We start from the raw sequence: 19,100 nt of genomic DNA on the forward strand, positions 1-19,100 counted from the left end.
AGCTGACGCTGGTCGGGAGTTAGTTCTATCGTTGGGGCAACATTCATGAGCGTTTAATTGAGGGTTGGAGGGAATATACGATGTCCCCAGCTAATAATTACTATAATTTTTGAAATTAAGTACTAGTGAATTATTCCGACCGTTAACTAATTCGAGATACTGCTCCATTTCTGGCAAACTATTGAAGGCAGGGAATGTCTGTTCAGACTAGATACAGGACTATAATGAGCAGATAATTTCTCGGTGAATAATCCAGGTTAAAACTATCATCAAGAGTTGATTAGCCTACAGGCAACTCCTATAGTTCCATACAAATTAATGCCAAGAGTGTGTAAAATTTGTAACAAAAACCAAAACTTATGTAATATCCTCCAGGCAGAGTTTTGGCATCTTTAATGCGAAGTTCGCATTAAAGATATAAAGAGTATGTCCGAAGCCGGAAAAGTAACGTTCAACAATAGTACCAGCCGGGAATTCAGTAAAACGGTAAAACAGCGGGTTGATCAATATTTTGAAACGCATGATCTCTCCAAGCATGCAAACCTGCAGATGGTCGTAAAAACCATTGTGTTGCTGACCCTGTATTTTGGCTCCTATGCTTTGATTATTTCAGGACAGCTTTCCCTGTTGGCGATGTGGGTGTTAACTTTTTTGATGGGTATCGGGATGGCCGGGATAGGTTTCTCAGTATCGCACGATGCTCTGCACGGGGCCTATTCTTCCAACAAGCACATCAACCGCGCCCTGGGATTTACTTTCGATCTACTGGGGGCGAACGGGTATATCTGGAAGATAACTCACAACATTATCCACCATACCTATACTAACATTCACGGGCACGACGAAGATCTGGAAGTGGCCGGGTTTATCCGGCTTTCTCCGCACTCTGAGCACAAACCTATCCATCGCGTGCAACACATATTGGCCTTTTTTGCCTACAGCCTTGCTACAATTTTCTGGGTGTTTGTGAAGGATTACAAGCATTTCCTGAAAACAAATATCGGTCCATATGAAAATAAAAGTCACCCAGTGAGCGAATGGATTATCCTGTTTGTTACCAAAGCTATCTACTATACCTACATCTTGGTCCTGCCAATGTTTCTGCTCAATATTACCTGGGTTCACCTTCTGATTGGGTTCGTAACGCTTCACCTGACGGCCGGACTCATACTCGGCGTTATCTTTCAGCTTGCCCACGTCGTGGAGGGGACCGACCACCCGGAGCCGGATGAAGAGAATATGATTGACGAGCACTGGATGATTCACGAGATGGTGACTACCAATAATTTTGCGCGTGACAATAAACCGTTGTGCTGGTTTGTCGGCGGGCTGAATTTCCAGATTGAGCATCACCTTTTCCCGAGAATATGCAGCGTTCATTACCCGGCGATCAGTCACATTGTAGAGCAGACGGCCAATGAGTTTGACATTCCCTACAATCAGCACGATACGTTCTTTAAAGCTGTGGCGTCTCATTATCGCACGCTCAAAAAATTCGGGGACCCCAATTTTACCTATTCTGAAGTTTGTATATGAGATATGTGTAACGTTTTTCTGGGTTTATGTAGGGCTTCCTCAGGCGAGTGCTAAGTCATTATTTACCAATACCTTGGGAGACTAAATTAGCGATTCAAATGCAAGGTTTTTCCGCTATTTCCCAAAATACCTTGCATTTGATACGGTTGTGATAAACATTATGATTCTTAAAGATAAAAAATCATAACCGGTTAAAAGGGGTGTTCATTTTTTCGATGAGGAAAAAACGAACCAAAAAACTCACCATAAAATCCCAGATATTGTTCTATTAAAACTTCATTCAGGCTCCTGCTTATCAACGTTGGGAGACGTTGTTGGCACCGAAAGCAGGGATTTTCTGGACTTAGGGGCTGCCGATGGAGTTGGGCTTAACCCTCCGGCCTATGGATTTGTGAGCCGTCTCGGGCAAACGCAGCGAAGGCGTTAAGAAAGAAACCATGCGAGAAATTTCGGTATATGCGGAGAGAGTGGAAAACCTCCATCTTTCGGGAGGGCTGCTAACGGGAACATATGGGTTTCTTTTATCCCGTACAGCTGTCGGGACAGGCGAAGAAATCCCAGCCGGTGATTTTTGGGTGACCAGTTCTTTAGTCCCGACTACTGTCGGCGGTTTGTTCACACAAAAAGGAACACCTCTTGAACGGGGAAAAGCTTTTACTTTTTGAGGATGCCCTATGTAACTATAAATTACCGCCCATAGGGTACATTAACCTGAATCAGATAATGTTAACAAATGGATTTGAAAATGGATAAGCACGATAAAAACCGAAAGAAAAAATCTTCTTCACCTAAAAAGTCTAACCCCAAGGGGATGAAAGACAAAGATCCCAAAAAGGAAGAAAAGAAAGTTGAAAAATAGGTAGGCTTATATATTTAGTTGTTTCTATTTTCTTTTCGTCGAATCTCTGTTTATTCAGAGGTTCGATTTTTTTAAGTGTTTTCTCCTCAAAGTTATTATGTCCGGAGCCTTTTCAAAATTTTTTGAATTCAATCACCTTTTCGTCCTTGAATTACCTGGAGTAAGAGGGCTATCACAGCAAGAACTAGTAATATATGTATTATGCCTCCCCCACTGTTTGAAATGAATCCAACGATCCAGCCAATTATTAATATGATGGCCAGGATATTGAGTACATTTCTCATGATATGCCCCCCTAGGATTGCGTTACCAAATCGATCAATTTACCCATTCCCTGGTGAATATCCCCATTCAAGTCTACCCGGATGATTCTCCTGCTGTGAGTCAACATGAGGGTAAAATCGCCATCCGCCTGGGCACGTTTGAATATGCCAAATGAGTAATTTTTGCCCGGTACATTCATCTCAACCACATCGTCAGCGGTCAATTGAATAAACAATCCAGTATTCGGGCCTCCTTTATGGTACTGGCCCGTTGAATGCAAAAAACGGGGTCCGTAAGCAACGGTTGTTGCCCGTTTAAGCCGTTGCTGGAGGATCGTCCTGAACTTTTGTAGTAGCTTATTGGTACGGGGTTCCTCCGGGAGAAAGGCCTGGATGGCAAGATAATCTCCCACATGTTCCGCATCCATAAATGTATCCAGCAACCCTGTCGCATTTTTGAATTTGTTACGATAGGTGAAAAAGGCAAGCTGGTCCTCTGTTATCGTAGGAACCATCTTGGCCAAGGCTCCTTCCTTTTCAAATTTGCTTAGAATTTGACTGGTGCGCTGTTTACTTTCCCGTACATTCGGTTGATCGAATGGATTTATGCCGATAACAGCACTGGCCGCCGCTACAGCCATTTGCCAGCGGTAACACTCCCCGGCGATGTCTAATTTGTCTTCTAATGTAATAGTGACAAGGGGATAACCGGCCGCCTTTAACTCATGTAGCTTCTCCGTTACTTCAGGCTGATGTTCATCGTAGAGATGCAGATGCACAAACAGCCGGTCGTGCCGGTAATATGAGGGATTGAGCAGTGCTTCCCCGGTTATTGGTAAAATGCCTTTGCCTTCCTTGCCTGTGCTTATAGCAATCAACTGTTCAAGCCACATGCCGAAAGCTGAGAGCGAATCGGGAAGTACAAGCGTCAGCTTATTCCAAGTTTGATGGGCCATTTCACCCATAATGGCCCCCAGTTGAAGGGCAGAGTTTTCCGGGGGAAAGTTATGCGTTTGACAGGACTGCTGCATCCAGATGGCCCGTTCTAACAGGGCTTCCACATCAAGCTCCATCAATGCTGCGGGTACTATTCCTGCATAGGAAAGTGCTGAGTAGTGTTCACTAATACCTTCGAAATTCAAAAATGTATGCCGGTAATGTAACGCTTGGGCTTTCTCAACCAGCGGGGTGCCAGGATCTGTGATCGCCACAAAGTGGCTGCCTGCTTTCTTACCTTCATTCGCTTTCACTTTTTTATAAAAATAATCTCCAAGGGCGTTCGTCTCTGCTGTTACTCCTGATTTGTCAGTAATGATGAAGAGCGTCTTCTTAAGGGGCACTTCCCGCTCAACCGCTTGAATCGTGGCAGGATCAGTGGTATCAATTAAAGTGAGCTCCAGTCCGTTTTTACCAGTTTCAAAAGTGCGTTCGAAAACCTGCGGAGCCAAGCTGCTGCCACCCATACCCATCACGACCACATGGGTAAACCTAGCAGCCTGTACTTCCCGAACGAATTGCAGAATCTGTGGGACTTCTGAAGCCATTTTGGTGGCGATATCCAGCCAGCCCAGGGAGTTGGAAATCATTTGCGTTGATTTTTCGTCATCTTTCCACAGGGTTGCATCTCTGTTCCATATTCGTTCATTGATCTGTTCCTCTTCCATAGAACGGAGTCTCTTTTCTATAGTACCTGCAAAAGAGCCGAGTTCATACTCCATCTCATTTATTACTGCTTTCATCTGCCAGAGATTAATTAAGGTGAACAGGCAAGATGGGTACTTTTAGCCGGACAAACATTATACACTCTCTTCAAAGAGTTACATATATCACAGATCCTCGAGATTCTTTCTTCTTTTTTCTTTCAGTTCTTTAAAATAGGTGGGCGTAAGACCGGTGATTTTTTTAAACTGATTAGACAGGTGGGCCACACTGCTATAGTGTAATTTATGGGCGATCTCGGTCAGGGTTAACTCATCATATAACAGAAGCTCCTTGGCTCTTTCAATTTTGTGCATAATAATATAATGCTGGATGGTGATCCCCTTCACTTCCGAGAAGGTGTTGGACAGGTAGGTATAATCGTATCCCAGCTTTTTACTGATATAATCCGAATCATTTACTTTTGGAACTTCATCCTCGTAGTGGATCATTTCCACAATCACACTTTTTATTTTTTCAACCAGGATATTCTTTTTATCGTCTAGGAGTTCAAGTCCGGCTTTTTTCAGGTTCTTTGCAAATGTTTCCAGCTGTTCTTCTGTAATGTCATCTTGGATTTCTACCATGCCAAGATCGACAGATACACAGTCTATTCCGAGCTTTTTTAACTCTTCCTTGACCAGCATCTTGCATCGCAGGCTTACCATATATTTAATATACAGTTTCATGATGTGTCATTCTTTAAATCTTGAGCAAGAAAAATAAGGAAGGAGATTATATATATATGGCTACTCCAATTAATGCCTGCTTATTTACATCAAAGTCAGGCTCTTCCTATCTTTAGCTTAAACAACTATAATATGTTTCCTCATAATCATATTATTGAATATGATCTAATTTCATGCCACATATCTTTACAGCCTTATAAGTCTAAAATTAAATATTTCACTCTTATTTGTTGACTGGTAAATACATCTGTTTTGCGAGTAAATATTCATTAAGATAGATTTGTAGAAGTCTCAAAGAGTTTTATAGGTGAAGTTGCACTTGTCATTGCTTCATCGGGAATCAGTGATATATGTAAGCCTTTTGTGCTATAATATAACACTTGCGGGGTGTAAAATAGCGATCTTTTGTTAACAGTAATACATACAAACAAAAGAGCCTACAATGACCCCGACCAGACAAATGAATCGTTTTCTTTTGTCCTCACTTATTCCTGGCTTCATTGTAATAGCCGCAATGGGAATGGAACGCTTCACCCGAGGCCCGGATATCTCGCTGCAATCATACTCAGGCCAATGTAATGCTACCATCCTAAATATTCTAAACATTAATTAACTCTATTAATATCATGGACTCAAGAAAAGCATTATTTGCCTTACTAGCCGGGGCCGCACTTACCACAGTAATTGGAATCTTGTTGACTCCCTACAAAGACTCATTCAGACGAAAGACAATTGCTGACAAAGGCAAGGACTCTCCAGATGCTGCAGAAGGGCTAATAAAAGAATCGGTTACCAATGGTAAAGCCCAAATAAGGAAAATGGATGAAGATGCTGACCGAATGGTTAATGAAGGGGGAAAAGTGGTATAAATTATGAAAACGGTTTTAAAGTGTTTGGGAATCGCGACCAACTCTTACCTCCAAAAAAGTTCTCAGTGATAGAGACGCTATAAAAATGCTATCCAGAATGCGCGAACAGAAATGTTACAAAGCGGAACCAACTAAATATGAAATCTTATAATCCCAATACAGTAAAAAAAATAGCTTTAATAATCGTGATTTTTTTAGTGGTTGCAGTTGTTTTTTTAACAGGCTGTAACAGCCTGGACCCGCAGATATAAAATGTTCAACCTGCAGTAATTTTAACCAACAATGAGTTGGAACAGGCTACCCGGTTAGACCTGGCCTATATCAGCCAATATCCTAAAGAAACAGCAGGCAGATTTGCCGCCAACGACTTAACGATCATAGCCTTCAAGGCCCGCATGGCCAATGAAACGGCTGAGGTGAAGGCCTCCTACGAAAAGCAACTGGCCCAACTAGAGCAAAAGAACAGCGACATGAAAAAGAAACTAGCTAATTATAGAGGCGAAGGAAAAGAGCAGTGGGAAACCTTTAAGGTTGAGTTTAGTCAAACGATGGAATCAGATGGTAATGCTCTTGATGATTTAACGGTAAAATTCTAACAATAAAAACTATAGAATTATGGGAAATCAACTTTGGTTCATAGCAGCAATCTTAATTGTAGTTTGGGGGATCTGTTTAATTGGATTTGGGATGGGCAGCTTCGTACATATTCTGCTTGGTTTGGCATGCGTGGCAATAATATTGAGACTGGAAGAGCCCATTTTTAGATCCACCACGTAGCTCAACTTCCCGAATCCCCAAAGGAGAGAACTAATCTCTGTCCTTTTTATTTAAGCCTTACAGAAAATTAAGGGAAAAAACTTCACATCGGCCAAAAGATTGGCACCAAGATGATGACCAGCGTCCACAACGTTAATTCAAGCGGGAAGCCAACCTTGAAAAAATCCGTAAACCGGTAATTGCCGGGGCCATAGACCATAAGATTCGTCTGATACCCGATGGGTGTAATTAGAGACATGGAGGCCACCAGGGTAATAGCAATAAACAGGCCGCGGGCTTCAACCCCCTGGGTTTCGGCAACGGATAAGGCGATCGGAAACATTAGGGCTACCGCGCCGTTATTGGTAATTATTTCAGTGAGCAGGCCCGTGACAATAACAACCCCGGCCAATACTGTCCGGTGGCCGTAAGCGCTGGTAAGATCCACCATCCACCTTGCAATGAGTTCGGCCGTTCCGCTTACCTCCATAGCTTTGCCCAGACCAATAGCGGCACCAATCACAATTAAGACAGTCCAGTCTACGGATTTACGAGCTTCACCAGCTTTAATAACATTAAAACTCAACAATACCGCCACTCCCAAGATACCGGCCAAGGCTATGTGTACTAATCCTGTGGCGACCAGCGATACAATGCCCACCAACACGGCCACCGAAATATACAGGTCTTTACCCTCAGAGCGGTGCTCTTCAATGCTTGTTTCTGCCCCGGATGCTTCGCCCCCGGCCGCACTGGTTAGGAAAAAATCCTTGGTGTCCTCATAGGCCTCGCGAAATCCAAGCCTTGTATCAAGCAGTAATACATCGCCGGGATGCAGCACAAACGATCCAAGAGGCTGGTCAACACGTCTTCCTCTCCTGCGCACGCCAGTTACGGCGGCTCCGAACCGTTCCAAGAGCTTGGCTTCTTCTACAGTGGATCCCACCAGCGGCGAACCTTCTTTTACAACCACTTGGTGAAGCTCCCGTTCTGGTTTTTCTTCCTGTTCAATATCTCTCGGGGGATGATGAATAACCTGCAACCCGGAATAATCGGCCAAGTCGGGCAGTTTGGCCGCAATACCACCCTTGGCGGCATACAAAAGATGGTCGCCCCGGCGGAGTTTCTCGTCTTTTGGTACAGGGGCTATTTCACGATCCCTGCGATTAATACGGGAGAGATAAAAACCCTGGAATTCACCTAAATTTGTGTCTTTTATAGTTTCTCCGATTACATCTGCTCCCTCTGTTACCTCAATCTCTACCAACAGATTCCGTCTCCGCTCCTCTTCGTACCGGATATCCCTTCGGGCCGGCGTCAACAGGGGGGAAATGAAAATGAGATACAACAGTCCAACCACGGCACAGGGGACGCCGACCCAAGCCAGCTCAAAAAAGGAAAGCCCCTCAAATCCGTGACTTTGCAATAGCCCATGGGTAATCAGGTTTGTACTGGTCCCAATTAATGTGCAGAGTCCTCCAAAAATAGCGGCAAAAGAGAGGGGCATAAGTAGTTTTGAGACAATAATATTGTTTTTCAGAGCCCATCGCCGGATTGTAGGAATACCCATCGCTACAACAGGAGTGTTATTTAAAAATGCAGAATACAGTGACACACTGGGGCACAACCGAAGCAATATTCGCTGGATACTGCGGGTCTCTCGTCCCAAAATAAAGGAACTGGCCCGGTCCAGTGCGCCGCTTTCTCGCATCGCCGCCGATACCACGTATAGGCTGCCCAGCGCAATTATTGTAGTATTTGCAAATCCCTGAAAAGCCTGTTCAAGGCTGAGGACTCCACTGATTGTGAGAACTGCCAGGGCCGTCAATAAGATAGCATCCGGGCTCCACAGGTCAATTGCCAACCCAATAAAAGCAAATAATAACACACCAAAAATTAACAGCTGTTCGAATCCCATATGGAATAGACAAGATTATAGTTTCTAGACGAACAGCTTTCTATTATTAATTCTGTCGCTGCTCTTCGATAGATTGGGCTCGCTTGCTTTTTAAGAGAAAGCCGAGCACCAGTCCTGATGCAAAGCCTATTGCACCGGTAAGGAAAAGTAGCACGACCAGTGACATTTCTGCAGTAAAGCCAAGAAAGTGTGCTTGAACGGATGCTGTATTTTGTACCACCAGCAATACCAGGACCAGAGTTAGAACCAAAACAATTGCCAACTTTAATTTTTTCATAGTTTATTTCCTACTCTTAGTACCAAGATTACTCCGACTTTCAATCAGCTGGTCAAATGTATCAATATAATTTAGGCGGAATATGAGAAACAACAAATAAAACTGTACTCAACTCAGGGGGGTAGTAATCGAAGAAAATCTTTTAATTTGATTATAACAACTCGACTTGTACCTCGGGTAAGACTACAATAAGATATAACCCGTGTTTGATCTAGCCATCTTGGCAGAAAGAAGTACTATAATATTTCTCAATCACGATGAAAGTGTATAGTAGATTAAGTAATAATGTGTTCTTCAAAAATCCTAAAATTACATTGTAGAAGTAATTCTTTATATCTCATATTTGTAGTCTCGAAAATTCATTGTTCATTTAAATATTGTTGGCAAGACTTAGTTACCTAGTTGTTACCTAATCGTTACCAATTAGGGTCATTTCGGGCCGTAAGAAGTACGAGATGGCAGCAAACGGGAAAACAATTAAAATCGGCCTAAGTCGTTGCACAGCAAGTGCTGAACGCACGTGCCCGAGTGGCGGAATTGATAGACGCGAGGGCCCTTCCTCTCCCAGCCTTATTTACCCATATCTTCGAGTACTCTTTCGGCAAATAAAGGAAGGGAGTTACCGAAGTTCATCACTACCGTCTCCAAATCCTCGCCTCGTTTTTGAGCTATCCTGGAAAGCTTGGTCATAAATACCGCCGGTCTCATAGAATACAGGATGAGTAGATAGTCTTGAGGATGAACGGCTTTTACGTTCCATTTTTCAGGTGTTCATCACCAAAATATTTTAGGTTAAAGGTAATGATCATATCCAGTTTTTCTCGAACGGCCGCCGCAACTACATGGCGACCTTCTCATCATTAGTCATCAAGGGTATTGCGTTTCCATCGCTTCCATTTCAGAAGCATTCAGGGAAGATGAATCTATCCGATGTTCCATAATTAAGTAGATACTTTATGCAATTGGTGTACAATGAATGCACAATATAAACGCTATATAAATTTCATTACCCTTAATAATGTAGGATTTTAATAGTTTTAAGGTAGTAGCTTACTCTAGGGATTTTCAAAATAAGCAGAAGACAAGATTATGAGTGTGGTAATATATTCGGCTTATGAGCTATAGAGCCCTATTTTGAGATAGGTGTACCCACCGATGTACCCCCTGAAATTACCACTGGTGAAGGAGGTTAACTTTTTAGCAAAACTTATCATGTTACCATATAATATCATGGAAGAAGCACAGGGTTAACTGGGGATTATTATACAAAGTTTTTCGAATAAATTATTTTACATTCTTCATCCAGTCCCGGGTCTGTCGATCAATAGATATTTCAAAAAAGTCTTTCAGCTTCTCTAATTTCTCGGGATTTACCTGCAAGGCTACTTTCCGACCATCTTTGATCTTCTCCACCAAACCGGCATGGCGGAGCTCCTTTAAATGAAGTGATAGTGAGGACTTGGAGATGCCCAGGTCTTCTTTTAGTTCTCCAAAGTCGCAGGTTGGCTCTTCCAGGCAACAATCCTCTTCCTTGTTTACCATACAACAGGTGTGTACGCGGCGAATCAGTCGCTTGAGAATCGCAAGTCGTTTAGGATGTCCCAACGCTTTAAAAGCAACGTCAAGTGATTGGCTCATGGTAATAAATTATTTATCCTTACCCACAAGTTTAAAAGTTTTAAATTATTCAAACAATTTAATTATACAACGAAAACCATCTTTTATAGAATCTGATTACAAAGATATATCTATGAATTCTATTAACAGATATCAGTCCTTAATAATTGGACTTGCAGTTATTATAGGTTTGCTGATTGGACAAACAGAAATGGTGGCAAAGTATGCCGATTATGTTATTGTTCCCTTTTTAATGCTCATGCTTTATGGGTTATTTCTCAACATTCCCCTTAGAGATTTGCTAAAAAGCTTTTCCCATCGAAAGTTCTTTTCGGCCAACATAGTTGTCAATTTTATATGGACACCCATCTTTGCTTATCTGTTGGGATATCTTCTCCTTCAAAGTCATCTAAGCCTCTGGATAGGGTTTGTCATGTTGATGGTGACTCCCTGCACTGACTGGTATTTGATATTTACTGGTATCGCAAAAGGAAATGTCCCTCTGAGTACTTCCGTACTGCCGCTGAACTTAATTTTGCAGATCATTATGCTACCTGTTTATCTGATGATTTTTTTCGGGGAATCCAGCACGGTTGATTTAAATATCTTGTTTGAAAGTATCGTTTTGGTGCTGTTAGTACCATTCTTAGCAGCACAGGCCACTAAGTTGTTGTTGGATAAACTGGACAAATTAGAATTGTTGGAAGCTACGTTGTTGCCTTTTTTTGATGTAACTCAGGTCATTTTTCTGGGATTAGCCATCATGGCCATGTTCGCTTCTCAGGGAGAGTACCTGACCCAAAATCTTCAAGTAGTTTTTATTCTTCTCATTCCCCTTATGATATTCTTTGTCGGAAATTTTTTTGTGGGCCGTATTGCCGGTAACATTTTGAATTTCAATTATGAGGACACGACCAGTTTAAATTTAACCACACTGGCCAGGAATTCTCCCATTGCATTGGCTATTGCCTTAACGGCTTTTCCTGATAATCCTCTAATAGCTTTAGCTCTGGTCATTGGGCCCCTGATAGAATTACCTGTTTTAGCTTTGGTATCCCGGATACTATTAAGAATTAAAAGGAGAACCTTGTGAAGATATAAACCAATCGGTTTTTCACATCTTACAATCCGGACATTTTTTTGAAAGTATTTGCCGCATATAGAGAGGTTTCCATCATACTCTCTCTTTCAAGGGGATGACAAATTGATCCCTATCAATCGAAGCAAATTTGATGCGACCGATGCTCGATTTCCATTGATTGGCTTGGTGATTATGATGTATTAACCCAGGGAAGGCATCGGAATGTACTTTACCTGTAAAGCTTGACTACCCTGACAGAACTCTATATGTTTTATTGTTTAATAATAATTAAACAATAATTTTTATGTCTTCCCTCACTAAAAACTTATTTGTCAGAAAAGGAACACTTTACGGCCTCCTCGGGACCCTGCTGATGTCAATTATCATGCTTATCGGCATGGGCAGCGGCCTGAGCCCGATTCCTGAACCCATCCCCGCAGCTATTGCCAAAGGGATTCTGGGGAATGCTCCACCACCAGTCATTATGGGATTCGCCATCCTCTCACATTTTGGCTACGGCGCTGTATGGGGAGTGGTACTGTTTAACTGGATAAAAGAAGATGGAACAATATGGCACGGTCTGGGCTGGGGCCTCATGCTGTGGCTGATCATGGAACTGATCGTGCTTCCGCTGCTCGGCTGGGGCGTTTTCGGCTCCGCCATCACCCCCAAAATTGCCGTGGCTACCCTGGTGCTGCACCTGATTTACGGAGGCACGCTGGGCTGGGGACTTGCACGACTTGAAACGTAATGACCTATTAATTTAAATCTTTTATCTGCTATGTCTGACAACCGACCATTAGCTTGTGATCTTTCGGCCATTGACGATGAAGAACGAGCATTCCATAAAGAAAATGGCGAGCAACTGTTTGGCTCAATTGAAGAGATTAAAGAGTTGCCCGACGGATACGCATTTGGGCTTCCTGCAGAAACAGCCACCATTGAACGGGCCGGGGCCTTCATAGCCCGCGAGCGGCTGTGCTGCCCGTTCTTCCATTTCACTGTTGAAGTGACGCCTGATCATGGACCCGTCTGGCTACATCTGACCGGAGACGAGGAGGTCAAGCAGTATATTGCCAATAATGTCGTCTCCCAAATGGAATAAACACGGGACTGATCGATTAGGCGCTGACTGACACAACATGGTAGGTTTCGCCCCCTTTGGACTGGGAATGCAGTTCCGGGTCATTAAATCCGCCTTCTTCAAACAAGGCGGCCACCTCATCTTTTCGATAGAGGTTCTGAAAGACCTCTCGGTTTTCAGTGACGGCGGAACCTTTGCTCTCCATTAGCTGAGTGGAAACAGGTAACCGCTGTAGAAATGGAGGCGGCCGCCCTGTATGCCTTTGCTGAGACTCGGCAGCAACCGGTAGTTTGCTTCGCCCACCTGACCAACACCATGGCCCGGGAGGCCGGAGACTTTGAAAAAGGACTGGAAAACGGGAGTATTGCTTCACTGGAACTCGCAGAAAAAGTTATCAAGAATATTGACAGATAGCATTCCGCTAAGTTAACTGCACATATGAGGCCGGGCTCGACAATAACCTGAACGACGGTCTGGTCTGGGGTCTGCTGACAGGTGCTACTTTCGACTGGTTCGGGATTAATACGGCGGTATTTGCGATCGGTGTTTTGACCAGATTTAGGATTAGGACGGATATAGCCTTTCCTGTAGTTTTTTCTTATCTAAGGCCATTAATAGAAAATGGCCCAATAATCTATGATCTTTTGATTCTAAACTTCAAACGTTTACGAACAAATAGGTTATGTTCAAAAAATTACTGCAAACAGACGAATCCAAGACCACTATTCTTATTCGCCTGATGGTTGGCACGGTGTTTCTTTCCGAAGGAATCCAAAAATTTCTTTATCCTGCACAGCGAGGCGTCGGGCGGTTTGAAGGCATGGGGTTTCCCGTACCGGAGTTCTTCGGCAATTTTGTCGGTGTGTTTGAAATCCTGGCCGGGATACTGATCCTGATTGGACTTTTAACTCGAACCGGAGCGTTAACAACTTTTGTCATTATGACGGTGGCGATTGTGGTAACAAAAATCCCCATTGCGTTTGGGGAAAGTTTCGGACCGTTTGTAGTGCGGGATCTCAGCACCTATGGCTTTTGGAGCATGGCCCACGAGATACGCACTGATTGGGCCATGTGGCTGGGAAGCTTGTTCCTCTTCATAAAAGGCGGCGGCAAATGGTCAATTGATTTAAGGTGGTATAAAGCGAACGAGTAAATGCAGAACGAACTCAAACGAGACCTGAAAACGCCGGGTGCCATCCTGATGGGACTCGGTTCTATCGTAGGCACGGGTATTTTTGTAAGTATTGCTATCGCCACGCAGGTAGCCGGGAATGGAATTATCATTGCCGTTATCATTGCCGGGGCTCTTGCCATCTTTAATGGATTAAGCAGTGCCCAGCTTGCGGCCGCTCATCCGGTAAGCGGAGGAACGTATGAATACGGGTATCGTTTCCTGGGATCCTATTTCGGTTTTACAGCCGGATGGATGTTTCTGATTGCCAAATCTGCCTCGGCGGCAACAGCCGTTTTGGGATGTGTGGGCTACTTGTTTTATGCATTTGGTATCACTGCCGGTAACTGGTTCATTGTTGGTGCAGGCCTGCTAATACTTTTGATGATGACATTCCTGGTTTCGGGTGGAATAAGCCGAAGCAACCGAGCCAACAAAATAATTGTCTTTGTAACCCTTCTGGGACTTGCGGCGCTTGTAGTCGTGGGACTCTTTTCAAACGGCATTCCAACGCGACCGATTACCGATGCATTTACGAACACATCCGGATCGTCCATATTATATGCATCGGCGCTCATGTTTGTCGCCTATACCGGCTATGGACGTATCGCCACGCTGGGTGAGGAAGTTAGCGAGCCCCGTACTACTATCCCGAAAGCCATAATTCTGGCCATGGTATTCATCGTAATACTATATCTGGCCGTTTCGCTCACAGCTCTGCAAGTGATGGGAGCCGAATCGTTTGGTCAGACCGTGGAAGGAGAAGCCGCCCCGTTGATGATGGTTGCGCAGGCATTATCTGTACCGGTAATCGGTCCGGTCATAACCTTTGCCGCCATTACCGCCATGCTGGGCGTATTACTTAATCTTCTACTTGGCCTTTCGCGGGTGATGCTGAGTATGGCCCGGCGACGAGATTTACCTGGCATTTTATCCAAGGTAAATCTCAATACTCAAAGTCCGGCCATGGCCGTATGGGTAACCGGGGCAATAATAGGAGTCCTGGTATTAAGTGGGGATGTCGTATTCACCTGGTCGTTCAGCGCCTTTACCGTTCTCATCTACTACGCGATCACCAACTTGTCAGCATTACTAATGCCAGCCGACCTGCGACTCTATCCCCGCTGGATTCCGGCTTCAGGCTTGTTCGGTTGCCTGTTTCTGGCTTTTTGGATTGAACCTACCTTTTGGATTAGCGGGCTCTTGCTGCTTGGTGTGGGACTCGTTTGGCATACCATTGCCAGGAGAATTAAATCCGGCAAGGCCCAATGAGCTTGGTATCCTGATCCATTTCTATACTGTCCTTCCTTTTGGTGACACTTTCGTCTGGTAAATGGAGCACTTAAGTGGTTTTATGATGACTTCCGGAAAGGTATCAGCATTCCCACTCGGTCCCGGTACTCCCGGTATTTCTCGCCGTGGTACCGGATCAGATCCCGCTCTTCAAACCATATGCCAACAAAAATGTAGCCGGTGGTGGCTATGGCAAATATCAGGTGGCCAAGAGTCATTTGAGGCGTAGCCCAGAAGGCGATGATAAATCCCAGCATAATCGGATGGCGCACATACTTGTACATGCCGGGCTCCTGGAACTCAAGAGGCGTAATCTCGTCTCCTTTCAAATACAGCCAGACCTGCCGCAGTCCGAACAGGTCTAAGTGGTTGATCATAAAGGTTGCAATCAATACGATCACCCAGCCCAGCCAAAAAAGACCGTTTATCAAACCGGACCACAATCCGGTTTCAACACTCCAGATAACTTCCGTAAGTGGACGCCACTGCCAGTACAGCAGAATCAAAATGAGACTGCTGAACAGCACGTACGTGCTCCGCTCCACGTGTGAAGGGATGATCTTGGTCCACCATTTTTTAAATCCGTCCCTTGCCATTACCGAATGCTGGACGGCAAACAACCCCAGCAGCAGTACATTGATCCCCAATGCCTGCCACAGAGTAGCTGATTCGGGGCCGCTGTTGATCGTTTTGGCTACCCCAAAATCACCGACAAAAACAATGGCATAAAGAAAAGAACCCAAGAAAACGAGATAAGAAAATATGCCGTAGATGAAAGAAAGAATACGTCCAAACATAATAGGTACCTCACTGTTTATGATTAGATTTCGTATAAAATTTTATTGTTCAGCTATAAAACCTTGTGCCTCACGGATACCGGCTCTATTAGAGTCTTGTGCATTGGCCAACAATCTTTCATAATATTTCCCCGCCGCTTGCTTTTTGCCGGCTGCTTTGGCCGCCCGCGCGGCCCCCAGCAGTGTGTTATAACGCCCGGGCCAGATCTCGTCGGATGCCTTATATGCTTCAAGAGCCTCTGCGGGACGCTCGAGTTTCATGAGCAGATTACCCAAGGCTTCATTGGGCGGCAGCAGGGCGCCGGGTGTTACCGGATGCTTTTCGATCTTGTCCTCCAGTTCGGCAGCTGAATGCAGTAGATCCACCGCCTTTTCATTTTGGTTTTGTGCATGAGCTATCCAGCCGGCCAGTATGCGGCGGTCGATTTCGATATAGGTAGCCATATCGTCAGCTCCACTGGCTTTTGCTCCATTTCTGAGGTCCCCGAGCTTTTGTTCAGACTCGCTCGCAGCCTCAATATTACCGGTATGGACCGCTCCCAGGCCGCGCGCAAACCAGGTGAGTCCCTCTGCCCAGGGCGATGCATTCCACGGCAGGTATTCTGGAGACCGCGGTTCAAGTTTGGCGGCCTTATTCCATTTTTGCCTTTCAACCGCCAACCGTGCTGGTATGGCGGCGATATGATAGGAAGCAACAAAAGATGCCTGATGCGGTTCTTTGCTTAAACCTCTTTCTGCGGCAGATTCGGCTTTTTCATCTTCACCCCGCTGCAAATAGGCATAGACCAGATAATCTATGGCATGGAGGTAATGATGAGAGATGGATCCGTTGACCGGATAATTGAGTGCAGCATCGGCAGATTTCAGGTTCCAGTCAATGACTTCCAACCAGTCGCCCAGGCGCACATAAATATGGGTGGGCATGTGCAGGGCATGGGGAACCGCCGGGGCGATCTTCCCATAAGCCTCCACGATGTCCAGCGCATTCTCGGCCCGGCCGTCGACGTCGGTGGCATGAATGGTATAATGTATCGCTCCGGGGTGCGAGGGAATCCGCTCGTAAATCTCCCGCAGAACTGCTTCGGCCTCATCATGAAACGGATCCCTGTTATCAGCCCGCTGCGCGATCGCCAGGCGTGTCAAACCATACAATGCGGCGATATCCACGTCCTCAGGATAGGCTTCATAAGCGCTTTCCACGGCATCGGCCCAGCGGTGGATGCGTGTCCAGAAGTCGGCAGTTTGGGGCTCATGGAAAAATGCCGCCGTAGATTCAACAAGGAGTCTTCCCCTCTCTGAATCGGCAAACTCAAGGGCTTTATTAATCGTCTGCCAGCCCTGCCGGAGATCTTCCTCACTCGGCCGGGTGCCCCAGAGCGGCTGGAACAGGGTCGTAGCCACACCCCAGTAGGCCATCGCACATTCCGGATCGGCCTGCGTAATCTCCCTGAAGTCGTCCCGGGCTGCCGCGTACATCATATTATGCAGCATGGCCAGTGCGCGGTTGAAATCAGCCTGAACCTCCTCTTCGCAGGATACTTCAAAATCAACATGGCCATAGTCCTGCGACTGGGCATTAAGCTGACAAAAAGGAATTGCAAGTAATACTATCGTAATACACAAAAATGATGATGAATTTTGGTGAATCCGCATACTGACCTCCATTGGTTTTTCAGTTAAGTGAAAGATTATTCTGCAATCCAGCGGCCGTCCCGGTATGTGCCCTCCTGAAAGGTCGCCCGCCCGTTATTTTCATCAATAAAGTAGCCCGCCTCGTAGACCAGCCTGCGGCCTTCATCTTCGAGCAGATGAATTGCTTCGGGTTCGACTGCTCTCTCATAGGGATCATATACCGTTCCTTCCACCTCCACCGTTTCCAGGAAATGCTGCTGGAGAAAGCTTTGCGGAATATTGACGACAAAGTAAAACGATCCGTCTTCGGTATAAACACCTATAGTGTAATCGGCGCCCCGGTGGGTGGTGGGACAGAGCGAGCCAACTACGGCGCAATCAAATCCCGACAGCTTGCCGGTGACGGTATAGGTACCATCAGACTCCTGAACATGGTCATGGAGTTCGGAATCGGCTTCATGTTCGGGATTGCATCCGAGAATTATCAAGCATAGAGCGGCAATCATACAGGGTAAGGTTTTCTTTAGTCTGAAATACATCGTAATCCTCCATTTTTATTGAAATGAACTATTCTTCATGAAAAGAGTGAAACGTAGATCCGCCTTATGCTTTCTGGCCTGTCAGGACGATTGTATGGGCGCCAAGCCCTTTTGCGGCCTTCCGGGTGCTCTCATTTGCGCTGCGGTCAAAGTAGTCCAGGCGGTCAATGACAGTTACGTTTTCGAATCCGGCGGAGCGAATCAGATCGAGATACACTTCCACCGGTTCGGCTCCTACGATGCATTCTGCCCAGAGCTGGGCGTTGGATTTCGATTTTTCGGAAACCGGCTTAGACAGAACAATGTCGGATATCTGGATACGGCCGCCCAGTTTGAGAATGCGGTGAATCTCCTTAAATGCTTTTTCCTTGTCGGGCACCAGATTGATTACACCGTTGCTGGTTACCACGTCAGCCGAGGCATTATCCAGCGGGATATCGACGGCCTGTCCTTCGATGATGCGGATATGATCCACCTCTGCCTTTTCAATATTTTCCCTGGCTTTCCGGATCATGGCGGGGGTGATGTCAATCCCGATAACCTCTCCTTCGGGTCCGGTCTTGATTCCTGCAATAAGCACGTCCACCCCGGATCCCGAGCCAATATCGACAACTGTATCCCCCGGTTTTATAACCTCGGCCAAAAACGGATATCCCACCCCGGCAAATGGCTCAATGGCAGAGGCCGGAATCGCATTTAGTTCTTCTTCAGGATATCCAATATTAAGGCAAGAATTCCGACCGGTCGGGAAGTGAAACTCCTTGTTCGGACAGGTGGCAACTTCATCATACATTTCCTGTACAGCATTTTGTACTTCTTGCTCGTCTAATTTGGTTGTTGTAGAGCTCATAGCAGTAACCTCATCACTTTTCATTAGGGGTTTTGTTATTTCACCCGTAATGTAATGGCAGACTCTTCCCTTGATCTTCCGGTTTTCTTCCGGGTTTAGTTAGTCGCTATTTCAATTGCTTATTTGGGGAGGGCTAGTACACCAATGCGACTGAATTATATAGATAGAAAG

The 19,100-nt window shown here is 45.2% G+C and carries 21 protein-coding genes and 1 pseudogene; 10 read left to right on the forward strand and 12 right to left on the reverse strand.

The annotated features are described in order from the left end of the window. The first annotated feature begins 426 nt into the window (after positions 1–426). Positions 427–1,536 carry an acyl-CoA desaturase gene (locus NC796_RS24750; RefSeq protein ID WP_310688505.1) on the forward strand — a complete coding sequence of 370 codons (1,110 nt, stop codon included), beginning with the start codon at positions 427–429 and terminating at the stop codon, positions 1,534–1,536. Between the two features lie 987 nt (positions 1,537–2,523). Here the strand turns inward: NC796_RS24750 and NC796_RS26915 are convergent. From NC796_RS26915 to NC796_RS24760, 3 genes are all read right to left on the reverse strand, one after another. Then, positions 2,524–2,679 carry a lmo0937 family membrane protein gene (locus NC796_RS26915; protein ID WP_409070416.1) on the reverse strand — a complete coding sequence of 52 codons (156 nt, stop codon included), beginning with the start codon at positions 2,677–2,679 and terminating at the stop codon, positions 2,524–2,526. A gap of 11 nt (positions 2,680–2,690) precedes the next feature. Continuing rightward, positions 2,691–4,397 carry a hypothetical protein gene (locus tag NC796_RS24755; protein ID WP_310688506.1) on the reverse strand — a complete coding sequence of 569 codons (1,707 nt, stop codon included), beginning with the start codon at positions 4,395–4,397 and terminating at the stop codon, positions 2,691–2,693. Positions 4,398–4,484: 87 nt separating this feature from the next. After that, positions 4,485–5,045 (reverse strand): AraC family transcriptional regulator, encoded by a 561-nt coding sequence (locus NC796_RS24760; RefSeq protein WP_310688507.1) that lies wholly within the window; start codon positions 5,043–5,045, stop codon positions 4,485–4,487. A 626-nt stretch (positions 5,046–5,671) separates the two neighbouring features. Here NC796_RS24760 and NC796_RS24765 point away from each other — a divergent pair. The 3 genes from NC796_RS24765 to NC796_RS26920 all read left to right on the forward strand — a co-directional run bounded on the left by NC796_RS24765 (position 5,672) and on the right by NC796_RS26920 (position 6,691). Continuing rightward, the gene (locus NC796_RS24765; protein WP_310688508.1) at positions 5,672–5,914 is read left to right on the forward strand and encodes a hypothetical protein; all 243 of its coding nucleotides are present in this window, start codon (positions 5,672–5,674) and stop codon (positions 5,912–5,914) included. A 287-nt stretch (positions 5,915–6,201) separates the two neighbouring features. After that, on the forward strand, positions 6,202–6,510 hold the full coding sequence (locus NC796_RS24770; RefSeq protein ID WP_310688509.1) for a hypothetical protein: 309 nt from the start codon (positions 6,202–6,204) through the stop codon (positions 6,508–6,510). A 19-nt stretch (positions 6,511–6,529) separates the two neighbouring features. Beyond that, on the forward strand, positions 6,530–6,691 hold the full coding sequence (locus tag NC796_RS26920) for a lmo0937 family membrane protein (RefSeq protein WP_409070417.1): 162 nt from the start codon (positions 6,530–6,532) through the stop codon (positions 6,689–6,691). Between the two features lie 82 nt (positions 6,692–6,773). Here NC796_RS26920 and NC796_RS24775 read toward each other — a convergent pair whose 3' ends face one another. From NC796_RS24775 to NC796_RS24790, 4 genes are all read right to left on the reverse strand, one after another. After that, the gene (locus NC796_RS24775; protein ID WP_310688510.1) at positions 6,774–8,588 is read right to left on the reverse strand and encodes an SLC13 family permease; all 1,815 of its coding nucleotides are present in this window, start codon (positions 8,586–8,588) and stop codon (positions 6,774–6,776) included. Between the two features lie 46 nt (positions 8,589–8,634). Next, the gene (locus tag NC796_RS24780; protein WP_310688511.1) at positions 8,635–8,865 is read right to left on the reverse strand and encodes a LapA family protein; all 231 of its coding nucleotides are present in this window, start codon (positions 8,863–8,865) and stop codon (positions 8,635–8,637) included. 619 nt (positions 8,866–9,484) lie between these two features. Then, entirely contained in the window at positions 9,485–9,625 is a 141-nt protein-coding gene (locus NC796_RS24785; RefSeq protein WP_310688512.1) for a hypothetical protein, read from the reverse strand. A 524-nt stretch (positions 9,626–10,149) separates the two neighbouring features. Further along, entirely contained in the window at positions 10,150–10,503 is a 354-nt protein-coding gene (locus NC796_RS24790; protein WP_310688513.1) for a metalloregulator ArsR/SmtB family transcription factor, read from the reverse strand. 112 nt (positions 10,504–10,615) lie between these two features. Between NC796_RS24790 and NC796_RS24795 the strand changes: the two genes are divergently transcribed. The 3 genes from NC796_RS24795 to NC796_RS24805 all read left to right on the forward strand — a co-directional run bounded on the left by NC796_RS24795 (position 10,616) and on the right by NC796_RS24805 (position 12,668). Beyond that, positions 10,616–11,575, forward strand: coding sequence for a hypothetical protein (locus NC796_RS24795; RefSeq protein ID WP_310688514.1), 960 nt, complete (start codon positions 10,616–10,618; stop codon positions 11,573–11,575). 292 nt (positions 11,576–11,867) lie between these two features. Next, positions 11,868–12,314 carry a DUF6789 family protein gene (locus NC796_RS24800; protein ID WP_310688515.1) on the forward strand — a complete coding sequence of 149 codons (447 nt, stop codon included), beginning with the start codon at positions 11,868–11,870 and terminating at the stop codon, positions 12,312–12,314. A gap of 30 nt (positions 12,315–12,344) precedes the next feature. Beyond that, on the forward strand, positions 12,345–12,668 hold the full coding sequence (locus NC796_RS24805; protein ID WP_310688516.1) for a hypothetical protein: 324 nt from the start codon (positions 12,345–12,347) through the stop codon (positions 12,666–12,668). A 16-nt stretch (positions 12,669–12,684) separates the two neighbouring features. On the opposite strand, the gene NC796_RS24810 is transcribed toward NC796_RS24805, so the two are convergent. Continuing rightward, positions 12,685–12,852 carry a hypothetical protein gene (locus NC796_RS24810; protein WP_310688517.1) on the reverse strand — a complete coding sequence of 56 codons (168 nt, stop codon included), beginning with the start codon at positions 12,850–12,852 and terminating at the stop codon, positions 12,685–12,687. A 26-nt stretch (positions 12,853–12,878) separates the two neighbouring features. On the opposite strand from NC796_RS24810, the pseudogene NC796_RS24815 reads away from it, so the two are divergent. The 3 genes and pseudogenes from NC796_RS24815 to NC796_RS24825 form a co-directional block, all read left to right on the forward strand. Next, positions 12,879–13,061 (forward strand): annotated as a pseudogene (locus NC796_RS24815) (uridine phosphorylase); the annotation flags it as partial. A gap of 268 nt (positions 13,062–13,329) precedes the next feature. After that, a complete protein-coding gene (locus NC796_RS24820; protein WP_310688519.1) occupies positions 13,330–13,800 on the forward strand; it encodes a DoxX family protein in 471 nt (156 codons plus the stop codon). Further along, positions 13,801–15,090, forward strand: coding sequence for an APC family permease (locus tag NC796_RS24825; RefSeq protein ID WP_310688520.1), 1,290 nt, complete (start codon positions 13,801–13,803; stop codon positions 15,088–15,090). An 80-nt stretch (positions 15,091–15,170) separates the two neighbouring features. Here the strand turns inward: NC796_RS24825 and mddA are convergent, their stop codons facing one another. The 4 genes from mddA to NC796_RS24845 form a co-directional block, all read right to left on the reverse strand. Beyond that, on the reverse strand, positions 15,171–15,908 hold the full coding sequence (gene mddA, locus NC796_RS24830) for a methanethiol S-methyltransferase (protein ID WP_310688521.1): 738 nt from the start codon (positions 15,906–15,908) through the stop codon (positions 15,171–15,173). Between the two features lie 42 nt (positions 15,909–15,950). Continuing rightward, the gene (locus NC796_RS24835; protein WP_310688522.1) at positions 15,951–17,531 is read right to left on the reverse strand and encodes a hypothetical protein; all 1,581 of its coding nucleotides are present in this window, start codon (positions 17,529–17,531) and stop codon (positions 15,951–15,953) included. A 65-nt stretch (positions 17,532–17,596) separates the two neighbouring features. Beyond that, complete coding sequence (locus NC796_RS24840) at positions 17,597–18,079, reverse strand: hypothetical protein (protein ID WP_310688523.1); 483 nt, start codon at positions 18,077–18,079, stop codon at positions 17,597–17,599. Positions 18,080–18,143: 64 nt separating this feature from the next. Continuing rightward, positions 18,144–18,929: a methyltransferase domain-containing protein gene (locus NC796_RS24845; protein WP_409070418.1), complete on the reverse strand. Its 786-nt coding sequence runs from the start codon at positions 18,927–18,929 to the stop codon at positions 18,144–18,146. Positions 18,930–19,100: the final 171 nt, after the last annotated feature.

The sequence above is a fragment of the Aliifodinibius sp. S!AR15-10 genome (assembly GCF_031569985.1).
GTDB lineage: Bacteria > Bacteroidota > Rhodothermia > Balneolales > Balneolaceae > JAMQKA01.